Source organism: Arthrobacter sp. 05T410, assembly GCF_056396505.1.
Genome location: NZ_JBFTLP010000015.1, coordinates 22099 through 41350 on the forward strand (window position 1 = coordinate 22099; position 19252 = coordinate 41350).

The 19252-nt window shown below is 67.7% G+C and carries 18 protein-coding genes; 9 read left to right on the top strand and 9 right to left on the bottom strand.

All coding sequences use genetic code 11. The features are described from left to right. Positions 1-708: a FadR/GntR family transcriptional regulator gene (locus AC1DFR_RS16380; protein ID WP_476871627.1), complete on the bottom strand. Its 708-nt coding sequence runs from the start codon at positions 706-708 to the stop codon at positions 1-3. 123 nt (positions 709-831) lie between these two features. Here AC1DFR_RS16380 and AC1DFR_RS16385 point away from each other — a divergent pair, with 123 nt between their 5' ends. From AC1DFR_RS16385 to AC1DFR_RS16395, 3 genes are all read left to right on the top strand, one after another. Further along, on the top strand, positions 832-2241 hold the full coding sequence (locus AC1DFR_RS16385) for an SLC13 family permease (RefSeq protein WP_476873904.1): 1410 nt from the start codon (positions 832-834) through the stop codon (positions 2239-2241). Positions 2242-2322: 81 nt separating this feature from the next. Then, on the top strand, positions 2323-3576 hold the full coding sequence (locus AC1DFR_RS16390; protein ID WP_476873905.1) for a CaiB/BaiF CoA transferase family protein: 1254 nt from the start codon (positions 2323-2325) through the stop codon (positions 3574-3576). Beyond that, positions 3570-5198, top strand: coding sequence for a carboxyl transferase domain-containing protein (locus tag AC1DFR_RS16395; RefSeq protein WP_476873906.1), 1629 nt, complete (start codon positions 3570-3572; stop codon positions 5196-5198). The genes AC1DFR_RS16390 and AC1DFR_RS16395 overlap by 7 nt, the downstream gene beginning before the upstream one ends. Here AC1DFR_RS16395 and AC1DFR_RS16400 read toward each other — a convergent pair. Further along, positions 5156-5902, bottom strand: coding sequence for a lipoate--protein ligase family protein (locus AC1DFR_RS16400; protein ID WP_476873907.1), 747 nt, complete (start codon positions 5900-5902; stop codon positions 5156-5158). The two genes, AC1DFR_RS16395 and AC1DFR_RS16400, sit on opposite strands and share 43 nt — an antisense overlap. Before the next feature lie 16 nt (positions 5903-5918). Between AC1DFR_RS16400 and AC1DFR_RS16405 the strand changes: the two genes are divergently transcribed. Continuing rightward, positions 5919-6308, top strand: a complete 390-nt coding sequence (locus tag AC1DFR_RS16405; protein ID WP_223916770.1) for a DUF2177 family protein — start codon at positions 5919-5921, stop codon at positions 6306-6308. Here AC1DFR_RS16405 and AC1DFR_RS16410 read toward each other — a convergent pair. Beyond that, a complete protein-coding gene (locus AC1DFR_RS16410) occupies positions 6305-7108 on the bottom strand; it encodes a thioesterase family protein (RefSeq protein ID WP_476873908.1) in 804 nt (267 codons plus the stop codon). The genes AC1DFR_RS16405 and AC1DFR_RS16410 overlap by 4 nt on opposite strands. A gap of 195 nt (positions 7109-7303) precedes the next feature. Between AC1DFR_RS16410 and AC1DFR_RS16415 the strand changes: the two genes are divergently transcribed. Further along, positions 7304-8014, top strand: coding sequence for an endonuclease/exonuclease/phosphatase family protein (locus AC1DFR_RS16415; protein WP_476850153.1), 711 nt, complete (start codon positions 7304-7306; stop codon positions 8012-8014). Positions 8015-8075: 61 nt separating this feature from the next. Here AC1DFR_RS16415 and AC1DFR_RS16420 read toward each other — a convergent pair whose 3' ends face one another. Then, positions 8076-9191, bottom strand: a complete 1116-nt coding sequence (locus AC1DFR_RS16420) for an alkaline phosphatase family protein (protein ID WP_476873909.1) — start codon at positions 9189-9191, stop codon at positions 8076-8078. Between the two features lie 151 nt (positions 9192-9342). Here AC1DFR_RS16420 and AC1DFR_RS16425 point away from each other — a divergent pair, with 151 nt between their 5' ends. Continuing rightward, positions 9343-10383, top strand: a complete 1041-nt coding sequence (locus AC1DFR_RS16425; protein ID WP_476873910.1) for an isopenicillin N synthase family dioxygenase — start codon at positions 9343-9345, stop codon at positions 10381-10383. Between the two features lie 69 nt (positions 10384-10452). Here AC1DFR_RS16425 and AC1DFR_RS16430 read toward each other — a convergent pair whose 3' ends face one another. The 4 genes from AC1DFR_RS16430 to AC1DFR_RS16445 all read right to left on the bottom strand — a co-directional run bounded on the left by AC1DFR_RS16430 (position 10453) and on the right by AC1DFR_RS16445 (position 13523). Then, on the bottom strand, positions 10453-10920 hold the full coding sequence (locus AC1DFR_RS16430) for an SRPBCC family protein (protein ID WP_476850034.1): 468 nt from the start codon (positions 10918-10920) through the stop codon (positions 10453-10455). A 50-nt stretch (positions 10921-10970) separates the two neighbouring features. After that, positions 10971-11168 (bottom strand): YegP family protein, encoded by a 198-nt coding sequence (locus AC1DFR_RS16435; RefSeq protein ID WP_223916785.1) that lies wholly within the window; start codon positions 11166-11168, stop codon positions 10971-10973. Between the two features lie 127 nt (positions 11169-11295). Further along, positions 11296-12960: a DUF5671 domain-containing protein gene (locus AC1DFR_RS16440; protein ID WP_476873911.1), complete on the bottom strand. Its 1665-nt coding sequence runs from the start codon at positions 12958-12960 to the stop codon at positions 11296-11298. Next, positions 12957-13523, bottom strand: coding sequence for an LpqB family beta-propeller domain-containing protein (locus AC1DFR_RS16445; RefSeq protein WP_476873912.1), 567 nt, complete (start codon positions 13521-13523; stop codon positions 12957-12959). Before AC1DFR_RS16445 ends, AC1DFR_RS16440 begins: the two co-directional genes overlap by 4 nt. A gap of 103 nt (positions 13524-13626) precedes the next feature. Here AC1DFR_RS16445 and AC1DFR_RS16450 point away from each other — a divergent pair, with 103 nt between their 5' ends. Further along, the gene (locus AC1DFR_RS16450) at positions 13627-15081 is read left to right on the top strand and encodes a DUF5129 domain-containing protein (protein ID WP_476873913.1); all 1455 of its coding nucleotides are present in this window, start codon (positions 13627-13629) and stop codon (positions 15079-15081) included. A gap of 15 nt (positions 15082-15096) precedes the next feature. Here AC1DFR_RS16450 and AC1DFR_RS16455 read toward each other — a convergent pair whose 3' ends face one another. After that, positions 15097-15291 (bottom strand): DUF1918 domain-containing protein, encoded by a 195-nt coding sequence (locus tag AC1DFR_RS16455; RefSeq protein ID WP_476850038.1) that lies wholly within the window; start codon positions 15289-15291, stop codon positions 15097-15099. 296 nt (positions 15292-15587) lie between these two features. On the opposite strand from AC1DFR_RS16455, the gene AC1DFR_RS16460 reads away from it, so the two are divergent. Both AC1DFR_RS16460 and AC1DFR_RS16465 read left to right on the top strand, forming a co-directional pair. Continuing rightward, positions 15588-18788, top strand: coding sequence for an efflux RND transporter permease subunit (locus AC1DFR_RS16460; protein WP_476873914.1), 3201 nt, complete (start codon positions 15588-15590; stop codon positions 18786-18788). Then, on the top strand, positions 18785-19252 hold the full coding sequence (locus tag AC1DFR_RS16465; protein ID WP_476871642.1) for a hypothetical protein: 468 nt from the start codon (positions 18785-18787) through the stop codon (positions 19250-19252). The genes AC1DFR_RS16460 and AC1DFR_RS16465 overlap by 4 nt, the downstream gene beginning before the upstream one ends.

Below are 19252 nucleotides of genomic sequence, written 5' to 3' on the forward strand. Positions count from 1 at the left end.
CTAGCTGTTCTTCAGGAGGGCAACGTCGGAGACAAGATCAATGTGCTCCAGCATCGCCGCCGCGGCGGCCGCCGAGTCCCGGGACCTGATCGCGTCGGCGATCTTGCGGTGGGAGGCGAGCGACTGCTCCGGCCGGCCGGGCTGTGCGAGCGATTCGAGGCGCGTTTCCAGGACCATGCCGGCAATGAAGGTCATGAGCTGGGCGAGGACCGCCGAGTGGGCCGCGGCGGTGACGGCCTGGTGGAACAGCTCGTCGCCGCGTGCGCCGCGGTCTCCCGAGGCGACCTCTAACGCCATGGCTTCGAGGGCGTGATCGATCGCGTCCATGTCCTGCTCCGTGCGGCGGGCCGCGGCGAGTTCGGCCAGCTTGACCTCCAGCGTGCTCCGCGCCTCAACGATCTCGGGCAGACGGCTCCGGTGTTCGCGGAGGCCTTTGATCACGGAGGGAACGTTCGGCCGGTAGACCAGCACCGCTCCTGTGCCGTGCTGGACGTCGATCACGCCAAGCACCTCGAGGGCCACCAGGGCCTGCGCCAGGGTGGCACGGGAAACCCCCAACCGCTCGGCAAGTTCCCGCTCGGCCGGCAACGTGTCCCCGGGGCCCAGCTCGGCGGACTCGATGAAGTCCATGATCTGCTCCACCAGCTGCTCGTAAAGCCGGGGCCGCGAAACGCGGGAAATCTGATGCGTTGCCGCCTGCTTTGCCATGCGCGTCCTTCCAGCCTGTCCTGACCCCTAAGACTACCGGAGAACTATTGACAAAGACACCTAGTGTCTAGGAGGCTAGGCCACTAAGCCAGTCACGAACCACTTCGATCCGGAGGAACAACGATGTCCGCTCCCGTCCTGTCCATCATCATCCTGGCGGTGATGTTCCTTCTGGCCACGGTGCTGCCGCTCAACATGGGTGCCTTGGCCTTCGTCGGCGCCTTCCTGCTGGGCTCCGTGGTGCTGGGGATGTCCACCAACGAGATCCTGGCCAACTTCCCCGGCGGCCTGTTCCTGACCATCGTCGGGGTTACCTACCTGTTCGCCATCGCGCAAAACAACGGCACCATCGACCTGCTGGTCCGGGGCGCCGTTCGGCTGGTCGGCAGCAAGGTTGCCCTGATCCCGTGGGTCATGTTCGCCATCACCGCGGTGATTACCGCCGTCGGCGCCCTCTCCCCGGCCGCCGTGGCCATCATCGCGCCGATCGCCCTCAGCTTCGCCGCCAAACACAAAATCAATCCGCTCATGATGGGCATGATGGTGATCCACGGCGCGCAGGCCGGCGGCTTCTCCCCCATCGCCGTTTATGGCGTCACCGTCAACAGCATCATTGCCAGGACGGAGCTGGACGCCAACCCGATGGCGATCTTCCTGGCGAGTTTCCTCTTCAACCTGGCCATCGCGCTGGTGCTGTTTGTCGTCCTCGGCGGCGGCAAACTGCTGTCCACCCCGGGCGGGCGGATGGTGGAACAGGCCGCAGAAAAGCGCTTGTCCGTCAGCGTGGGTGCGCGCGCGGCCGGCGTCACGCTGCAGGGGTCCGGATCCGACATCTCCGCCGCCGGCGTCTCGGCCAAGGGCACCTCAGGCTCTGGCACATCCTCGGCTGCCGGTCCCGCCCCGGCCGGCGCACCTCCGGCCGGCGGCGCCCGTGCATCCATGCCCCAGCTCATCACCATCCTTGGCCTGATCGCCCTGGCCGTCATCTCGCTCGGATTCAAGGTGGACGTCGGCTTTGTTTCAATCACCATCGCGATCGTCCTCGCCCTCGTGTCTCCCGCCGCGCAGAAGGGTGCCGTCAACAAGATCAGCTGGTCCACGGTCCTGCTCATCTGCGGCATGCTCACGTTCGTGGGCGTCCTCGAAGAAGCCGGCACCATCGCATTCGTGTCCGGCGGAGTGGCGGATCTCGGCATGCCCCTGCTCGCCGCGCTGCTGATCTGCTACATCGGTGCAATCGTCTCGGCCTTCGCCTCCTCCACTGCCATCCTCGCGGCCCTCATTCCACTGGCGGTGCCGTTCCTGGCCACCGGCGAGGTCGGCGCCGTAGGCGTGATCGCCGCCCTGGCCGTGGCCTCCACGATCGTGGATGTGTCCCCGTTCTCCACCAACGGCGCCCTGGTCCTGGCCAACGCGCCCGAGGACGTGGACAAGGACAGGTTCTACAAGCAGATCCTGGCCTACAGCGGCATCGTCGTCGCCGTCGGACCGGCCGTCGCCTGGCTGGTCATGGTAGTCCCGGGCTGGATGTGACCGCTGGATGCAGCCGACAAATCAACCAACCGCGCACGCCCACCGCGCGCCCGCCACGCCGACCAAAGAAGGAACACGTCCATGAGCACCGAACCCATGCCCGACGCCGAAGGCCCCCTCACCGGCTATCTCGTAGTGGACCTGAGCCGCGCGCTCGCCGGCCCGCATGCCGGGATGATGCTGGCTGACCTCGGCGCGCGGGTGATCAAGGTGGAGAACCCCGGTACCGGCGACGACACCCGCGGCTGGGGGCCGCCGTTCGTGGGCCCCGAGGATGATCCGCAGGCCACGTATTTCCTCTCCTGCAACCGCAACAAGGAATCCATTGCCCTGGACTTGAAGAGCGACGACGGGCGGGCAGTGCTGCGTGAGCTGCTGGAACGCGCCGACGTGGTCATCGAGAACTTCCGTCCCGGCGTCCTGGACCGGCTCGGATTCTCCGCCGCGCAGATGCACGCCCTGAATCCGGCGCTGGTGGTCCTCTCCATCACAGGATTCGGGCACGACGGGCCCGAATCCCAGCGCAGCGGCTACGACCAGATCCTCCAGGGCGAGGCCGGGCTGATGTCCCTGACCGGATCCGGGCCGGACGATCCGCAGCGGGTCGGGGTTCCCATCGCCGACCTCCTCTCCGGCATGTACGGGGCGTTCGGCACCCTCGCGGCGCTGCTCCAGCGTGAGCGGACCGGCCAGGGCCAGATCGTCCGCACCTCATTGCTCGCGGCCCTGATCGGGGTCCATGCCTTCCAGGGCACCCGGGCCACGGTTGCGGGCGAAGTGCCGAAGGCGCAGGGCAACCAGCACCCGTCCATTGCCCCCTACGGACTGTTCCACTGCCGGCAGGGCAGGGTGCAGATCAGCGTGGGAAGCGAAAAGCTCTGGAAAACGTTCGCCTCGACGTTCGGGATCGACGCCGCGCGGCCGGAGTTCGCCACCAATGCGGACCGCGTGCGCAACCGCGAGAAAGTCATCGAAGAAGTGGAGCGGGTGTTCTCCGATTTCGAGGCCGAGCCGCTGCTCACCAAACTCAACGACGCCGGCATCCCGGCCGGCAAGGTCAGAACCCTGGACGAAGTCTACGAATGGGAACAGGTCCACTCGCAGGGTCTGGTGGTCGACGTCGAGCACAAAATCCTCGGCACCGTGAGCCTGCCCGGCCCGCCGCTGCGGTTCTTCAGCGCCGCCGGCACCACCGAAACCACGTTGACGTCCCACACCGCGCCGCCGCTGCTGGACCAAGACGGGGAGCAGATCCGGCGGTGGCTGGGGCTGACACCCGGCACCCCAGCGGGCGCGGCCACAGTCACCGGCCAGGAAGGCCCCCGGGCATGCTGACCCGGCAGAAGGTCCGGCACCTGGACGCCACCGAACTCATCACCGCGGTCCTCGATCCCGGGTCCTACCGCAGCTGGGACGCGCCCGTGCTGGACCCCGATCCCGGCCCCGAGTACCGGCAGGAACTGGCCGCCGCCCGGGCCAGGACCGGCGTGGACGAATCCGTCCTTACCGGCGAAGGCCTGATCCGCGGCCGCCGGGTGGCCGTGATCGTCAGCGAGTTCCGGTTCCTCGCCGGCTCCATCGGCCAGGCCGCCGCGGAACGGATCGTCACCGCCGTCGAACGGGCCACCCGCGAGGACCTGCCCCTCCTGGCCGGTCCGGCGTCGGGCGGGACCCGCATGCAGGAAGGGACCGTCGCGTTCCTCTCCATGGTCAAGATCAGCGCCGCCGTCCGCACCCACCGCAAGGCCGGGCTGCCCTATCTGGTCTACCTGCGTCATCCCACTACGGGAGGCGTCATGGCCTCATGGGGGTCCCTCGGCCATATCACCGCCGCCGAGCCCGGCGCCCTGCTCGGCTTCCTCGGACCCCGGGTTTACGAGGCCCTCCACGCCACCCCATTCCCGGAGAACGTCCAGACGGCGGAGAACCTTTTCGACAAGGGGCTGATTGATGCGGTGGTCCCGCCCTGGCAGCTGTCTGACGTCGTCGACCGCGCCTTGGGCATCCTGGTCACCGGCCCCCGCCCGCCGGTCGCCGCGCCCGCAACACTGTCCGTGAAGCCGTCCGGCGCCGGCGCCTGGGAGTCGATCGGTATTTCCCGCGACCCCCGCCGGCCGGATGTCCGGCAGCTGCTGGCGCACGGGGCCCGGGACGTGCTTCCGCTCTACGGCACCGGCCAGGGCGAAAAGGACCCCGGCCTCCAGCTGGCCCTGGCCCGTTTCGGCCGGGAATCCTGCGTCGTGATCGGCCACATCCGGCCCCGGGCCACGCGGCCGACAGGCATGGGACAGACGGCATTGGGACAGACGGCGATGGGGCCGGCGTCCCTCCGGGAGGCCCGGCGCGGCATGCGCCTAGCCGAGGAGCTCGGGCTGCCGCTGGTCACCGTCATCGACACCGCCGGCGCCGCCCTGTCCCAGGAAGCCGAGGAAGGCGGCCTGGCCGGCGAGATCGCCCGCTCTCTGCACGACCTCATTGGGATTAACGCACCCACGGTGTCCGTGCTGCTCGGGCAGGGGGCCGGCGGCGGGGCACTGGCCCTCCTGCCCGCGGACCGCACCATCGCCGCGCAGCACGCGTGGCTGTCGCCGTTGCCGCCGGAAGGCGCGAGCGCGATCGTCCATCGGAGCACCGGCTTCGCCGCGGCCATGTCCGAGGCCCAGGGCGTCAACGTCTCGTCGCTGCACGCCAACGGACTCGTGGAACACATCGTGGACGAACGCCCCAACGCCGCCGACGAGGCCCTGGCCTTCTGCAGTCGCCTCGGCCGCGCCATTGAATACGAACTCGCCGCGCTCTCCAAGGCAGGAGTCGACGAACTGCTCCCCCGGCGCCTGGCGAAGTACCGCAACCTGGGCAGCGTCCTTGCGCCGGCCGAGGGACGCCGCCCGGCGGGGTCACCGCTAGATGAGGCTCAAAGCAGGCTCGAGAACTCCGCGTGGCTGAGCGGGGCGTAGCGTCCATAGGCGGCGATCACCGCGGCCTCGACCGCATCGACGTCCAGGCCCGGCACCAGGTCATCGGCCGCGCCCGCCGTCGCGGGGTCCCATTCGAGGCCGAGGGCGGCGTAGCTGGCCTCCAGGACCGCGCGGATCGGGGCGGGGTCCGCCACCACGATCACGGAGCTGAAGAGCCAGCCGCCGGCGACCACCCGCTGGGCGGTGCCGACCAGCTTGATCCGGTGTTCGGGGACCTCCGGGTCGCTGCCGTGCACGCTGAACTCCCCGGGGCAGTACTCCCCCGGGATCTCACCGACGCCGGCATCCACCCCGGCGTCGCGCAGTGCCCCGGCGAGCAGTTCGCCGAAACGCGAAAACCTCCCCTTGGCCCCGGCAATCGCGTCCGCATCGGGTTCCAGGTGGTCGATGACGAGGGTTCGCTCGTGGTACGCCGCCGCGCGGCCTCCGGCCTTGCGGACCAGCGGCTCGAAGCCCAGCTGCCGGCAGGCGTTGGCAGCGGCCTCGAAGCCTGGCAGGTGCGTGTCGCGCTGGCCGAAGGCGACCGTGGGAACCGGCCGGTACAGCCGCAAGGTGGGACCCAGCGAGCCGGTTTTGACCTTCTGGAGGAGCCCAAGGGCGAAGTCGAGGTCGGCCGCGGCGCCAAGTGATTCCTGCTGCCGCACCACCGTCAGTGTCCGGGACCCCGCTGGCGCCTGCGGCATGTTGTTATGCTCCCTTATGGTCATTCTGCAATTCCTCGTCGTAGCCGCCGCATTCGCCATCATCGACGCCATCTGGCTCAAGACGATGAACCCGTTCTACCGCCGCCAGATCGGTGACCTGATGGCCGACAAGCCCAATCTAGGTTACGCGGTGGTGTTCTACGTGATCTACATTGCCGGGATCGTGTTCTTTGCCCTGACGCCAGCGCTCGACGGCGGCAGCTGGCTCAGCGCTGTGGGCTACGGTGCCGCGCTGGGCGTGTTTGGCTACGCCACCTACGATCTGACAAATGCCGCCACGCTCAAGACGTGGCCGTGGCAGCTGATCGTCGTGGACATCCTTTGGGGTGCCGTGTTGACGGCGCTGGCCACGTTGGCCGGCTGGCTCGTCTTCCACTCGAACTAGGACCTGCGCAGCGTCAGGATCTGTTCCGCGCGTCCGAACGGGCCTGTGAGGTCATGCAGCACCGTGGAGGTGAGCCCGATCCCGTCCGTACCGAACGTGACTTCGTTGTCCAGCCCCAGCCACTCCCCCTCCGGCTGCCGGTACATGTGGATCTGCAGGTCCAGGTTGGGGAAGGCGTAGCTGCCCTTGCCCGGCGGGACCCGGGCGGCAATGCCGTTCGCCGTGTCCACGAGGCCGACCAGCCGGGCGAGGTCGCCGCTGTCCGCCCGGCCTGTCAGCGGGTAGTCGGTGCGGAGCCAGACGGTTCCCGAGCCCGCCCGGTGGCCCTCGGCGATCCGCATGTGCAGTGAGGCGATGTAGCCGCCGGGCCAGACGTCCGCGGCGTCGTACGGCTCGCAGTCCTCCGGCGCCGGAATCCTGGGATCCTCGAAGGCCGCGATGGCGGAGGTGTCAGAGGTGATCATCCGCCAGGCCGTGGCGCGAATGGCCGTGCGCCCGCCGGAAACGAGCTCGGCCTGCACCAGTTCGATGGTCCGTCCCGGGCGCAGGGTGGAGGTCACGATCTCGAACTCACCGCCGGGGATCAGCCCGAGGATTTCGTAGCTGAGCCGCGCCATGCGCATGTCTTCGCGGGGCTCATGCCGGGCCAGGGCGTCGGCCATGATGCCGGACGCGGGGGCCATGTGCTGCTCGTGTTCGTTCCAGGCGCCTTGGGCGTGGATGGTGGAGCGGAACCGCCCGTCCCCCAGGACCTCGTAGTAGAAATCGCCCTCGGCAAGTTCCGGTAGTGCAGCAGTCAACGTCTGCCCTTTCGCATGGCTGGTGATTCCAGAACACACTATCCTGCTGCGCTTTCAGTGTTCCCGGCCGCTGTGTTTCCGGCTCCGATCCGGAGCGGACCCCGGACGCGCGTTGCGCTTGTTCCCAACTGATCCGCTCGGACTGGGTAGACTCGGGTGAGGTTTTAACGACTATTCACCGAAGAGGTGCTCCCCCTGCTTAGAGTCATCAGCTACAACCTCCGCAAGCACGCGGCCAGCGGCGAGCTGGTCGATCTGGCACGTGATTTCGAGATTGATGCTTTGTGCCTCCAGGAGTGCGATACGGACGATCTGCCGGAGACCATCGGGGATCTGCACCTGGCCGATTCCACCAAGGGCAACCGGCTGGGCCTGGCGATCTATTACCGCATGAGCCGTTTCACGGCCTACGAGACCAAGACCTTCGCCCTTAAGAAGTCCATGCACGACCGTGTCCTCTCCCCCGCGCACGAGCGGCTCATCGGTACGCGTGTGACCGACAACGAGACCGACCACGAACTCGTCATCGCGTCCTTCCACGCGGCACCGCTGACGGCATCGAACTCACTGCGCCGGAACCAGATCCATGCCGCCCACGCCGAGCTGCTCAGCATGGGCGGTGGGCTGATGTCCCTGATGGTGGGCGACTTCAACTATCCGTTCTTCACCAAGTCCCTGACAGCGCAGATGAAGGACGCCGGCTACGACCTCACGATGAGTGACCGACGGACCTACACCCGGTACAAGGTCTTCAAGGGCCATTTCGATTTTGCCACTTCCCAGGGGCTGGAGATCGAAAGCGTGGAAACCCTGGCCCGAGGCGCGTCGGACCACCTTCCCATCCTGATCACGGCCGAATACGGCCAGGAGGCGCCCCCCAACGGTTCAGGACCCGCGGAGCCTTAGCGGCCGGTCCTGCCGGATCGGTGCTGACCGCCGGCGCTGCCGCTAGGAGCGGTGACGCGCGCTAGGACCCGGCGTTAAATACGTCTCCGCCGAAACTGTCCAGTCCCGGCGCCCCGGCGTACCCGAGGCGCGGGAGCGAGAAGGCGTCTTCGATGCTGGCCAGGAGGCTGAAGTGGTTGTAGGGCCGGTCCGACGTCGTGCCGCCCTTGGTGAGCGGCGAGAGGACCAGCGCGCCAATCCTGCCGCCGGCCGTCCCTCCGGGCAGCAGCCCGGAGGGCCCAACGGTCTTGCCCTCGGACTCGTCGAAGGTGATCACCAGCATCCCGTCCTGCCGGAAGGCCGGGGAATCCAGGATGGCCGGGACCTGCTGGCTCAGCCAAGTGTCGGCGGCGGCCATTCCGCCTGGGCTGCCGTCGACGCAGGGGTTGTCGTGGCCGTCATTGCAAAGATTGGGCGAAATGTAGGACAGGTTCGGGGTGGTGGCTACGGACTGGAGGTCGCCGCGGAGTTCGCTGAAGTCCACCACGTTGCTCTGGCAGTCCGGTGACGAGGTGATGGCCTGGAAATACACGAACGGGTTGTGCCGCGTTGCGTACTGGTCACCCACCTTGGCGCCCTGGCTGGTGTCCTGCCCGCCGAGTTCGGGATGACGGCACGGCGTGCCCATGTCTTCCATGTAACCCTTCCAGGTCTTGCCTGCGCCACTGAGCTGCCCGGCGACCGTGGGGACCGAGGCCGGATAGACGCAGCCGGCGCCCTCCGCCAGGCCGAGCGCACCCGTCCCCGTCAGCTCAAACGCGGCGTAGGTGGGGCAGTCCTCCCTCGTCATGGCATTGGACGGCTGGCCGGAGATCTGGGCCAGGTAGTTCGGGTTCGAATTGTGGGCGATCCCGTAGTACTTGGAAAGCAGGACGCCCTGGCTGCGGAGCGTCTGCGACAGGTAGGGGGCCTCCGAGCCTGCGCCCCACACCTTGTTGTAGCCCTTGTTCTCGAGATTGATGACGAACACGTGCCCGGGCTTCGACGCCGCCCCCGCGGTGGCGGTGCCCCCGGCAGTGGGACCCGGGCTGGCGCCCGGCGGCCCCGGCTCGCACGCCGCTGCCGACGCCACCAGGACTGCTGCAACAAGCAGCCGCGCGGCGATTCGTCGATGATTTTTCGTGGCAGTCCGGCTCATGGATTCCGGCTTTCTGATAGACCTGTCAGCGTGGATTTGGCGGCTTCAGTGTCTGCACTCTTTCACACCGCGGTCAAGAAAACCCGCGAGGACCCTGCACAGTTGCTGGGAATGAGTTCAGTAGTGAATGCTGTGGTGGTAGTTTGCACTCATGGGCGCACCATCGGATTCCATTCCGCTCCTGGACCTGAGTACCGCCAGGGGGCGCGACGGCACGTTTGACCCGGCGTTTATTGATGCACTGCGCGACGCCACGCACCGGGTGGGCTTCTTCCAGCTGACCGGTTACGGGGCCTCGGCCGCCGAGGTGGATGACCTCTTCGACGTCACGCGGCGCTTCTTCGAGCTTCCGCTTGCATCACGGCTGGAACTGGACAACCGGCTCTCGCCCCATTTCCGCGGTTACACGCGGCTGGGCCACGAAATCACCCAGGGGCGGCCGGATGCGCGGGAGCAGCTGGATTTTGGACCGGAGCGCCCCGCCGTGGAGGACTACCCGCCGGATCAGCCGTACTGGCTGGTCCAAGGGCCGAACCTGCTGCCGGACCGGGCGCTGCCCGAGCTGCGCACCGTGTGCATGGCCTGGGCGGAACGGATGTCCGGCGTCGGGGCCGAATTGCTCAGCGCCATCGCCGTGTCGCTGGAACTGCCCGAAGGATACTTCGATGAACCCTTCCGGGACTCACCGGCCTGGATGGCCAAGTTGGTCCACTACGTCGGCGGCGTCGTCGCTGATGCCGGTCCGCAGGGTGTCGGCGCGCACGCGGACTACGGCTTTGTCACCTTGTTGCTCCAGGACCAGGTCGGCGGCCTGCAGGTACTCCCGCCGGGCACGGACAGCTGGATTCCGGTCGAACCCATTCAGGGGGCTCTGGTCATCAACCTGGGCGAAATGCTCGAAGTCGCGACCCAGGGTTACCTGGCCGCCACCATCCACCGCGTCGAGGCGCCCCCGGCCGGCGTCGACCGCTACACGGTCCCCTTCTTCTTCTCGCCCCGGCTCGATGCCGTCATTGAGCCAGTGCCCCTGCCGCCCGCACTCGCGGCCCGGTCCCGGGGGGTCACCGATGATCCGGACAATCCGATGCTCGCGTCCTACGGCGCAAACGTGCTCAAAGGCTGGCTGCGGGCCCACCCCGAGGTCGCCCGGATTCATCACCCGGAACTGGTCCGGAGCGCCGGGCAGACCTGAACGGCAGCAGTTCACCGGCCAACGTGCCGGGAATGACGGGCCGCCGGGGCGGCCCGGCGGCGTCCCGACTCAGGCCTGTCGCTGTTTCACGGCGCCGGCCAGCGAGGCCAGGCCCTTTTCGAAGTCGGCGCCGACCATTTTGTCCATGTTCATGAACAGGGCGAACACTTTGCCGATGCCCTTGTTCTCCCCGGTCATCGTCCAGGTGACCTGAGTGCCGTCACCGGAGGGCGTGAACGTGAAGGAGGTGGGGTTGACCGCTTTGAAGGGCTTGGTGAATTCCAGACGGATCTTGATGTCGCGCGGCTCGGCCGTGTCCACGATTTCCATGGTGCCGGAGCCGGCCTTCCGGTTTCCGCTCCAGGTGTACTTGGCACCGACGCCGGATTCGCTCCCGGAGTAGCTCCGTTCCATGGCCGGATCAACGGCCTCCCAAGGGGACCATTTGGTCCATTCGTGGAAGCTGTTGACCAGCGGAAAGATCTCCTGCGCCGGGGCTGGAATGACTGCGCTGCGGGTAACTTCATAAGTAGACATGCGGCAATCCTAGGCGGTGACCGGCCCAACCGGGCGCGTGCCCTGCGGGTTCACCCCTTCTCAGCGGCTGCCTCCGTCAGATCGACCACCGGCGAGGCCGCGTTCTTCTTGACGGACTCGACCCCGCCCATGGCACTGGCCTTGGTCTTGTAGCTCTCCGAGGAGGCGATCACCTCGCCGTTGGAGGCCTTAAGCCGGAACCGGAATCCGCCGGACTTGTCTTTGTAGACCTCATACTTGCCAGCCATGCTGCATCCCTGATTTCTCCGTTGTTGTGGCCGGCCGGGGAGCCGGCACGGATCAGATTAGCCCCGCCGCAACCGGCTGACCAGAGTCCTTCGGTTGCCCGGCCCGACCAGGCTCAGGACAGGCCGGTCAGCCCTGCAGCGGGATGACGTCAATTCCCCCGTGCTGATCGGCAACGACCAGAACCCGGGGCGCCGCCACACCCTCCAGTGCGGCCGCCAACCGCTTCTCCTGGGCCCCGGCATCGCCCGCGACGTCCCCACCGGCGACGTCCCCACCGGCAACGCCAGCAGCGCCGGCACCGCCGTCGGCCCGTTTCCACACCGTGACGCCGGCCCCGGTGACCTCGCCGATGACGCGCCGCAGCGGTGCGGGGTCGGATCCCGCCACGAGGAACACGTGGCCGATGGTTCGCGGACGGACCGGACCGGCCGCGGCGAGCACGGCGCGGTCCTGCCGCCACACGGCAAAGTGGTACCCGAACACGAGTCCCGTGGCGACCAGGAGCCCCAGGGGTGCGCGGATCCGGTCCACGAGGCTTCCCCCGCTGACCTCGCCCAGGACGAACTCGAAGATCCGGAACCCGATCACCAGCAGCGTGACCACCGCCACCACGGCGCTCAGGCCGAACACGGCCACCAGGTAGATCCGGCGCGCGTTCAGGCCGGCGCCGGTCGCCGCCGCCTGCTCCACGCGCCGCCACGCAAGCCACCAGACCGGCCCGCCAACCAGGAGCGAGCTGATTCCCGCAAGCAGCAGCGTCCGCGCCCCGGAGCCGGCCAGCGGCGTCGCCGTCATGGCCAGGACCGAGTTGACGATCACGCCTATCCCGGACGCTGCCGCGACCAGGGCGACGCCGGAGGTTACCAGCCTGCCGCCCTGAAGCGTGGCCTCTGAGCGCCCGCGCGCGATGTTGCGGTGGTAGACCCAGACGAGGCAGCCGATGGCGGCCGCAGACACAGCCGGCGCGAGGGGCTCCAGCAGGAGCTCCTGCGGTTCGGAACGGTCAAACAGCAGGCGAAGGACCACGAAGAGCGCCACCCCGGCTCCGCCCAAGGTCAGAACGCCGGCGCCAAGCACCCCGACCGTGATGAGCGCGACGTCGGCCAGCCCGGTCCGCAGCCTCCGGCCGCCGTCGTGATTCCAATGCCACCACCAGATAATGGTTCCGCCGACGGCCCAGACCAGGGATTGCAGCGCCGACACCCACCACGGTTTGCCCACCGACACCTCCGTCGCGGCTCCCCGCAGGGCGGCATCCAGCAAGGTGGATAAGGCTGCGACGGCGCCGCCCACGCCCAGCACGAGCCCCAGCACCGAGCCGAGCACCGTAGGGACACCGGAGAGGACTGTCGGATTCTTCCGGGGGTCACGCCACATCCACCGGTGCCAGGCCCAGACCGCAGCCCACACCAGACCGGTGGCCAGGGACAGCCGCCACTGAAGGCCCTGCCCGCCGATCAGCGAGGACAGAGTGTTCAGCACGTTGGTGGCCGCGATGAGCAGGGCGAGCAGGTAGGCGCCTGCCAGATAGAGACCCCAGCCGATGGCGGACCGCTCCTCCGGGTCCTCGAGCCGCCGCCAAACCGCCCACCACAAGAGGGCCGCGAGCGGCCCGCCAATCAGGGCGAACGCCAGCGAGCGCGCGAGCCCGGCGACGTCGTCCGGGGCCAGCTCTGTCCCCGCCACCAGCAGGCGGCCCAGCAGTCCGCTGAGCCCGACGGCGGTGGTCACTACCAGTGCGAACAGCAACGCGTAGGTGATGAGCCGGCGCACTGTCCCTTGGGCGCTCATTGCTTCGCCTCGCCGGTGCACACTGCCAGGGGCCAGGGCACGGTGTCGATCAGCCAGCCGTTGCCCGCCCGAACGAGGTCGAACGCGTCCTCCACCTGGTATTCGGCGCTGCCGAAGGGACCGCCCGGCTCGGACGCGGTGATGAGCACCCTCACGTCCGCGGATTCCGGCCGCTCGGTGGTGGACACCAGCGTGACTCGCAGGTTCCGGGCCGAGGGGCGTGACCCGGTTATGCACTTGCTCCGGGCGGCCGGCGTCAGGTAGGCGGAGGCGGCCGCCTCATCCCCGGCAATGACGGCGGCGGCGTAGCGCTGTGCGACGCCGGCGGGCGTTGACTCGGCCAGGGGCGCGGGCTCCCCGCGGGTGAAGACCACTGCCAGCGCGATGATGACGATCACCGCGATCGCGGCCATGATGGCCAGCAGGGTCCAGTCAGCCCTGGTGCGGCGCGGCTCCCCCGCCTCCCCCGGCTTTTCCGGGCCGGGATCCTCCGGGCGGGGATCCTCCGGGCCGGGCTCCTCCGGGCGGGGTTCCTCCGGCAGTCCTTCAGGCGGCGGCCTCATGGCGCAAGTATGGACGCCGTCCAGCGCACGGTCACGATGTCTTTCGTCCCCTTTCCGCGGCGTCCGCGTCGACGCAGCCAAAGCCAGCCACTACGCTCGGAAAATGGGAATCATGCGCAAAGCCCTCGCCGCTGCTGTTGTGCTGATGGCCGGCCTTCTCGGCGGAGCCCCGGCCGCGCTCGCCACGACGCCGACCGCCGTCGTCATTGAAGACCGCGCCGGGGTGTTGGACCAGCGGACGCTGTTGCCGGCGGTTCAGGCCACCGACTTTTATGAGCCCACCAAAGTTGCGGTCTACACCTATAACGGCACTGCCGCCGACAATCTGAACGAAGAAGTCCTGCGGTTCGCCCGCACCGAACATCCCGAATGGATCAGTGCCGACGGGCAGAAGTGGGCAGACGGACTGTTCATCTTCGCCCTGGATCCGGTGGGCCGGCATGTGGGGACGTACATGGGTGAGGACCGGAAGGTCTCGCCCGAACAGCGCGAGGACATCCAGAACGCCGCCAAAGAGCTGCTTCGCGATGCGCAGTGGACCGAGGGCACCATTGCCGGGATCCGCCGCGGCGCCGAACTCATCAATCAGCCGTGGTACCGTTCCACAGCATTCCTCGTCACAGCCTGGGCGGCGGTGGCCGCCGCGGTCTGCGGAGCCGCGGCCTGGCTGATCGTGCGGTGGCGGACCCGGGTGTCCAGCCGGAAGGAACTGGCCCGGGGCGACGCCAGCTACGCCAATGTCAGCATGGACCTGCAGGTGACCGAGCTCAACGCCAGCACCATTCCCGAGTCCTCCCGGTACGGGAGCACGGTGCTGGAAAAGCACCGCACGTTCCTGAACCGCTACGGTACGGCCACCGAACTTTCCACCCAGGTACACGCCCTCAGCAGCAGGGACCTGAGCCGCCGGCCCAACCTCAAACTGGTCCGGAGTTACGCCGACGCCGCGGCCGAACTCGACGCCCTGGACGACGTGATCGCCGATACCAATGCCCTGCTCAACCGGGGCTCGTCCTGGCCTGCCGCCTGGGACCGCCAGCTCGCGCCGTTCCGCAACGATCTGGACGGCGTGGAAGACCTGCTCAGCCAGCGCCGGGCCGAGGGAACCTCAGGGACGGCGCTGGCACTGCTGTCCTTCCGCGATGAAAGCCGGCGCGACATGGAGCGCTGGTCGACGGAACTGGCGGACGGCTCCATCACACCGGAATCGGCGCTGGACAGGTTGCGTGACGCCCGGACCCACCTCTCGGAGCTGTTGAAAAATCACGCCGACACCCTGATCCAGGCCTTTGCCCGCAATGAGAAGGAAGCCGGGCTCATGCGCGAGGAAATGGACAGCGCGCAGGCGGGAACGAAGGCAAAATACGGCCGCACGTACGAGCCAAGCATCCTCGGAACGGTGTACCCGTCCTACTACTTCTTCTCGGTCCCGAGCTTCAACACCGGCTTCAGCAGCGGCGTCAGCAGCGTCAGCAACGCGCGCGGCGGCGGCGCCACCACCGGGTACGGGTCCAGCGGCGGAAGCTTTTCCGGGTCCGGGAGTTCGTCGAGTTTCTAGGGCGCGTCTACGGACTTAGGGCCCGCCCGCGGCCTTTTCGACGGCGAAATCCCCGCCGGGAAACATGATCGTTTCGTGGCCGTCGTCGAACCGGACCAGGTACGGCGGCGCACCGTCAGCACCCTTCACTTCAAGGATCAGACCGTGCCGGTCCGTGGACTCGACCGTCGTCCCCCGGATGATGATGCGGTCCCCTGCGGTTGCCTTCATGGCGGTCACCTGTATCCCTATTGACGCCTGTGTGCCCGAAGATCATTATGGCTCTTATCGGCTGGGGGGCGCTATGGCCTGAGGTTGAGGAGCCGCGCCGTGAATGGTAAATGTGCAGTTGGCCAAGCAGGAAAAGCAGTCAGCACCCTTTTCCCGGTGATCGGTTTCGCGGCAGGACCGCGCCACGACCCGCCCCCTCCCTCCGCCCACCCCGACGGCCCGGGACACCGGCGACGCCGACGCGGACGTAATCCCGCCAGCCCGTGCACCACGGTGGAGCCAGCGGGGTACCGGCCATGATGAATGCAATCGTGCGCTGGACGCTGCAGTTCCGGCTCTTGGTCCTGGCCGCCGCGGCAGGAATCCTGGCCCTCGGGCTCACCAATCTGCCGGGCATGTCCGTGGACGCCTTTCCGGAATTCGCCCCGCCGCAGGTAGAGATCCAGACTGAAGCCCTGGGACTCTCGGCCGCCGAGGTTGAGCAACTCGTCACCTCGCCCATGGAGGCCGACCTGCTGAACGGGGTGGCCTGGGTTGAAGCCATCCGGTCCAAATCCGTGCCCGGCCTTTCGTCGATCCAGATGGTTTTCAAGCCGGGGACCGACATTTTGCGGGCACGCCAGCTCGTCTCGGAACGGCTGACCCAGGCGCGTGCACTGCCGAATGTTTCGGCGGCTCCAGTGCTCATGCAGCCGCTGTCCTCGACCAGCCGGGTCATGATGGTCCGGCTAACGTCCAAAAACATGTCCGCCATCGACATGTCCGTCCTGGCCCGCTGGACCATGAAGCCCGGACTCCTTGCCGTTCCCGGCGTCGCGAACGTGGCGATCTGGGGCCAGCGCGACCAGCAGCTTCAAGTCCTGGTGGACCCGGCACAGCTCGAAGCCAAGGGCGTCACGCTGGACGAAATCATCAAGACGACCGGCAACTCCGTCTGGGTTTCGCCACTTAGCTACCTGGAAGCATCCACACCGGGCACCGGCGGTTTCTTCGAGACGGGCCACCAGCGGATCGGCGTCCAGCATGTCCTGCCTATCACCACGCCGGAAGACCTGGGCCAGGTTCCTGTCCAAGGTCCGGCCGGCAATCTCCTGCTCAAAGACGTGGCAACGGTGGCAACCGACCACCAGCCTCTGATCGGCGACGCCCTGCTCAGCAATGAAGCCGAGTTGCTGCTGGTCATCGAAAAGTTCCCGGAGACCAACACGATGGACGTGACTCGGGGCGTTGACGAGGTCCTCCGGGAGCTCCAGCCCGGCTTGCCCGGAGTCGTGATCGATACCAGCGTCTACCGACAGGCCTCCTTTATCGACGAAGAGGTCGGGACGCTCGGCGTCGCTGCGCTGATCGCGCTGCTGCTGATCGTTGCCCTGTTTGGCGCTTTCTTCCGTTCCTGGCGTACGGCCCTGATCACCCTGATCACGATTCCCGTCTCGCTGACCGCGGCAGCGCTGGTGCTCGATCTGCGTGGCACCGGGATGAACACCATGGTCCTGGCCGGCATGGTGCTTGCCCTGGCCGTCATCGTAGGCGACGTCGCGGAAGACCTGAACGGCATCGCGCGGGCACGCAGCGCCGCGGCCAGGTCCGGCCACGAAACTGCCGACGGCGGGACGGAGGCCGGCCAGGACCTGTCACAGGACCAGCGCCGACGCGACTCCGTGATCCCGGGCGCCCTGCGGGCAGCCCGCACGCCAATGCTCTACTCGCTGCTGATTATGGCGCTGGCCGTCATGCCCGCGCTCTTTATTTCCGGTGAGAACGGCGCCCTGTTCGGACCCCTGGTCCAGAGCTATCTGCTGGCCCTGGTTGTCTCGATGATCGTGGCGCTCACGGTCACGGCGGCACTGGCGTTCGTCCTTCCGGTCGGTTCCAAGGCGCCGGAACGGCGTTCCCTGGCGCGGCTGCAAGGCGCCTACGGCCGGACCGTGACGCGGCTGACGCAAAAGACGCGGTGGGTATTCGCAGCCGCGGCGGTGCTGGCGGTGGCCGGACTGGCGCTCGCACCCCAGCTGGCCGGGACCCGTCCTGTGGTGCCGGTGCTGGCGGACAAGACGCTGGTGGTGCACTGGAGCGCGATAGCAGGCACCTCGGACCAGGAAATGAGCCGGATCACCGAGGCTGCTGCCGTAGAACTGCGCACCGTCCCGGGCGTGGCCAATGTCGGAGGACACGTCGGGCGCGCGATCACTTCGGATCAGGTCGGTGACGTCAGCTCCGGCGAGCTGTGGGTGACCGTGGCCCCGGACGCGTCCTACCCGGACACGGCCGCCGCCGTCGACCGCGTGATCGCAGGCTACGCGGGCCTGACCAGCAAAATTTCCACCTACCCGCAACAACGCATCGACCGGATCCGCGAAGAAGCCGATAGCGGCTTTGCCGTCCGGGTCTTTGGCCTGGACCCGACAGTCCTGCGGCAGAAGGCGGCGGAGGTCCAAACAATCCTGGAGCACACAGCCGGCGTCGTTAATCCCCACGTCGACCTGCCCCCCGAACAGCCGATCGCCGAGGTCAGAGTGGACCTCGCCGCGGCCCAAAAAGCCGGCGTCGTCCCCGGTGATGTACGGCGCGCGGCTGCCGCCCTGCTGCAAGGCATCGAAGTCGGCAACCTGTACGAACAGCAGAAGGTCTTCTCTGTCATCGTGAAGGGGAATGCGGCCACCCGCAGCAGCCTGGACAGCGTCCGCAACCTGATCATTGACACCCCCAACGGCGGGCACGCCCGCCTCGGCGACGTCGCGCAGGTGACCATGGTCGGGAACGAGTCCGTGATCCTGCACGACGACACCTCGCGGCGCATCGATGTGAAGGCCGACATCCAGGGCCGTCCGCTGGGCGACATCGAAGGAGACATCAACACGGCCCTGCAGCAGATGCAGTTCCCGATTTCCTATCACGCCGAGATCCTCACCCAATACGCCCAGCAGCAGAACAATTACCAGTGGCTCTGGCTGCTCGCGGCGGTTGCCGCGGCCGGCATCCTGGTGCTGCTGCAGACGGCGACGGGGAGCTGGCGGCTCGCCGGCCCGCTCTTCCTGGGCCTGATCCTGGCACTGTCCGGCGGTGTGCTGGCCGCCCAGGCCACGGGCGGGGTCAACTCGCTGGTGGCCCTGGTCGCCTTCGCCGCTGTGCTGGGGATCGCCGTGCGCGGCACACTCCTGCTGACGGGCCAGGTCCGGGATTTACGGGCAACAGATGCTTCGGCGCCCTGGCCTGCGCTGGTGGTCCGCGGAACCAAGGAGAGACTGGGACCCATCCTGATGTCCACCGTGATCACGGCCCTGGCGCTTTTGCCCCTGGTCCTTCTGGGCGGCGTCGTCGGAACGGAAATTATCCTGCCGCTAGCCGTGATCGTCTGGGGCGGCCTGCTGACAACAACTTTCTTCACCCTGTTTGTTGTGCCCGCTGTGCTGCTTCGGTTCGAGCCGAAGCAAGCACCCAGCGCGCGGACCGGTCAGGGCACCGCAGCACCAACTGAAAGCCAGGATGCGTCGTGAACTCCACACTTTCGCCGCGGGGCCACAAGGTCGCGGTTTTCATCCTTGCGCTGTTCGTGACGGCGTTCACCGCTCTCTCCGCCACAGGTTGCGCCCAGGCGCCGGAGGCCGCACCGTCCGAAGGCGAACCGGCGGCTATCGCTGAAGTCCCCGGCACGGACCTTCACCGGCTCACCCTCACCGAGCACGCCATTGAACGGGTCGGGATCGCGACAGCTGTGATTGCCGTAGATCCCAAGACCGGGAAGCTCACCGTCCCCTACGGGGCCATACTCTACGACAGCTCGGGCAACGCATGGGTCTACACCAACCCCGAGCCCCAGGTCTACGTCCGCCAGTCCATCACCGTCCAGCGCATCAACGGCGACGTCGCCGTCCTGACGGACGGGCCGCCGGCAGGGACCGTGGTTGTCACGACAGGGGCCGAGGAACTTCTCGGCACCGAATTCGATACGGCCGAGTGA

Bases quoted from the DNA above. Each gene is read 5' to 3' on its own strand.
- AC1DFR_RS16380 (WP_476871627.1), bottom strand. From the start codon at position 708: ATGGCAAAGCAGGCGGCAACGCATCAGATTTCCCGCGTTTCGCGGCCC.
- AC1DFR_RS16445 (WP_476873912.1), bottom strand. From the start codon at position 13,523: ATGAGGCCGCCGCCTGAAGGACTGCCGGAGGAACCCCGCCCGGAGGAG.
- AC1DFR_RS16420 (WP_476873909.1), bottom strand. From the start codon at position 9,191: ATGAGCCGGACTGCCACGAAAAATCATCGACGAATCGCCGCGCGGCTG.
- AC1DFR_RS16405 (WP_223916770.1), top strand. From the start codon at position 5,919: ATGGTCATTCTGCAATTCCTCGTCGTAGCCGCCGCATTCGCCATCATC.
- AC1DFR_RS16395 (WP_476873906.1), top strand. From the start codon at position 3,570: ATGCTGACCCGGCAGAAGGTCCGGCACCTGGACGCCACCGAACTCATC.
- AC1DFR_RS16400 (WP_476873907.1), bottom strand. From the start codon at position 5,902: ATGCCGCAGGCGCCAGCGGGGTCCCGGACACTGACGGTGGTGCGGCAG.
- AC1DFR_RS16455 (WP_476850038.1), bottom strand. From the start codon at position 15,291: ATGAAGGCAACCGCAGGGGACCGCATCATCATCCGGGGGACGACGGTC.
- AC1DFR_RS16390 (WP_476873905.1), top strand. From the start codon at position 2,323: ATGAGCACCGAACCCATGCCCGACGCCGAAGGCCCCCTCACCGGCTAT.
- AC1DFR_RS16440 (WP_476873911.1), bottom strand. From the start codon at position 12,960: ATGAGCGCCCAAGGGACAGTGCGCCGGCTCATCACCTACGCGTTGCTG.
- AC1DFR_RS16385 (WP_476873904.1), top strand. From the start codon at position 832: ATGTCCGCTCCCGTCCTGTCCATCATCATCCTGGCGGTGATGTTCCTT.
- AC1DFR_RS16425 (WP_476873910.1), top strand. From the start codon at position 9,343: ATGGGCGCACCATCGGATTCCATTCCGCTCCTGGACCTGAGTACCGCC.
- AC1DFR_RS16460 (WP_476873914.1), top strand. From the start codon at position 15,588: ATGATGAATGCAATCGTGCGCTGGACGCTGCAGTTCCGGCTCTTGGTC.
- AC1DFR_RS16430 (WP_476850034.1), bottom strand. From the start codon at position 10,920: ATGTCTACTTATGAAGTTACCCGCAGCGCAGTCATTCCAGCCCCGGCG.
- AC1DFR_RS16435 (WP_223916785.1), bottom strand. From the start codon at position 11,168: ATGGCTGGCAAGTATGAGGTCTACAAAGACAAGTCCGGCGGATTCCGG.
- AC1DFR_RS16450 (WP_476873913.1), top strand. From the start codon at position 13,627: ATGGGAATCATGCGCAAAGCCCTCGCCGCTGCTGTTGTGCTGATGGCC.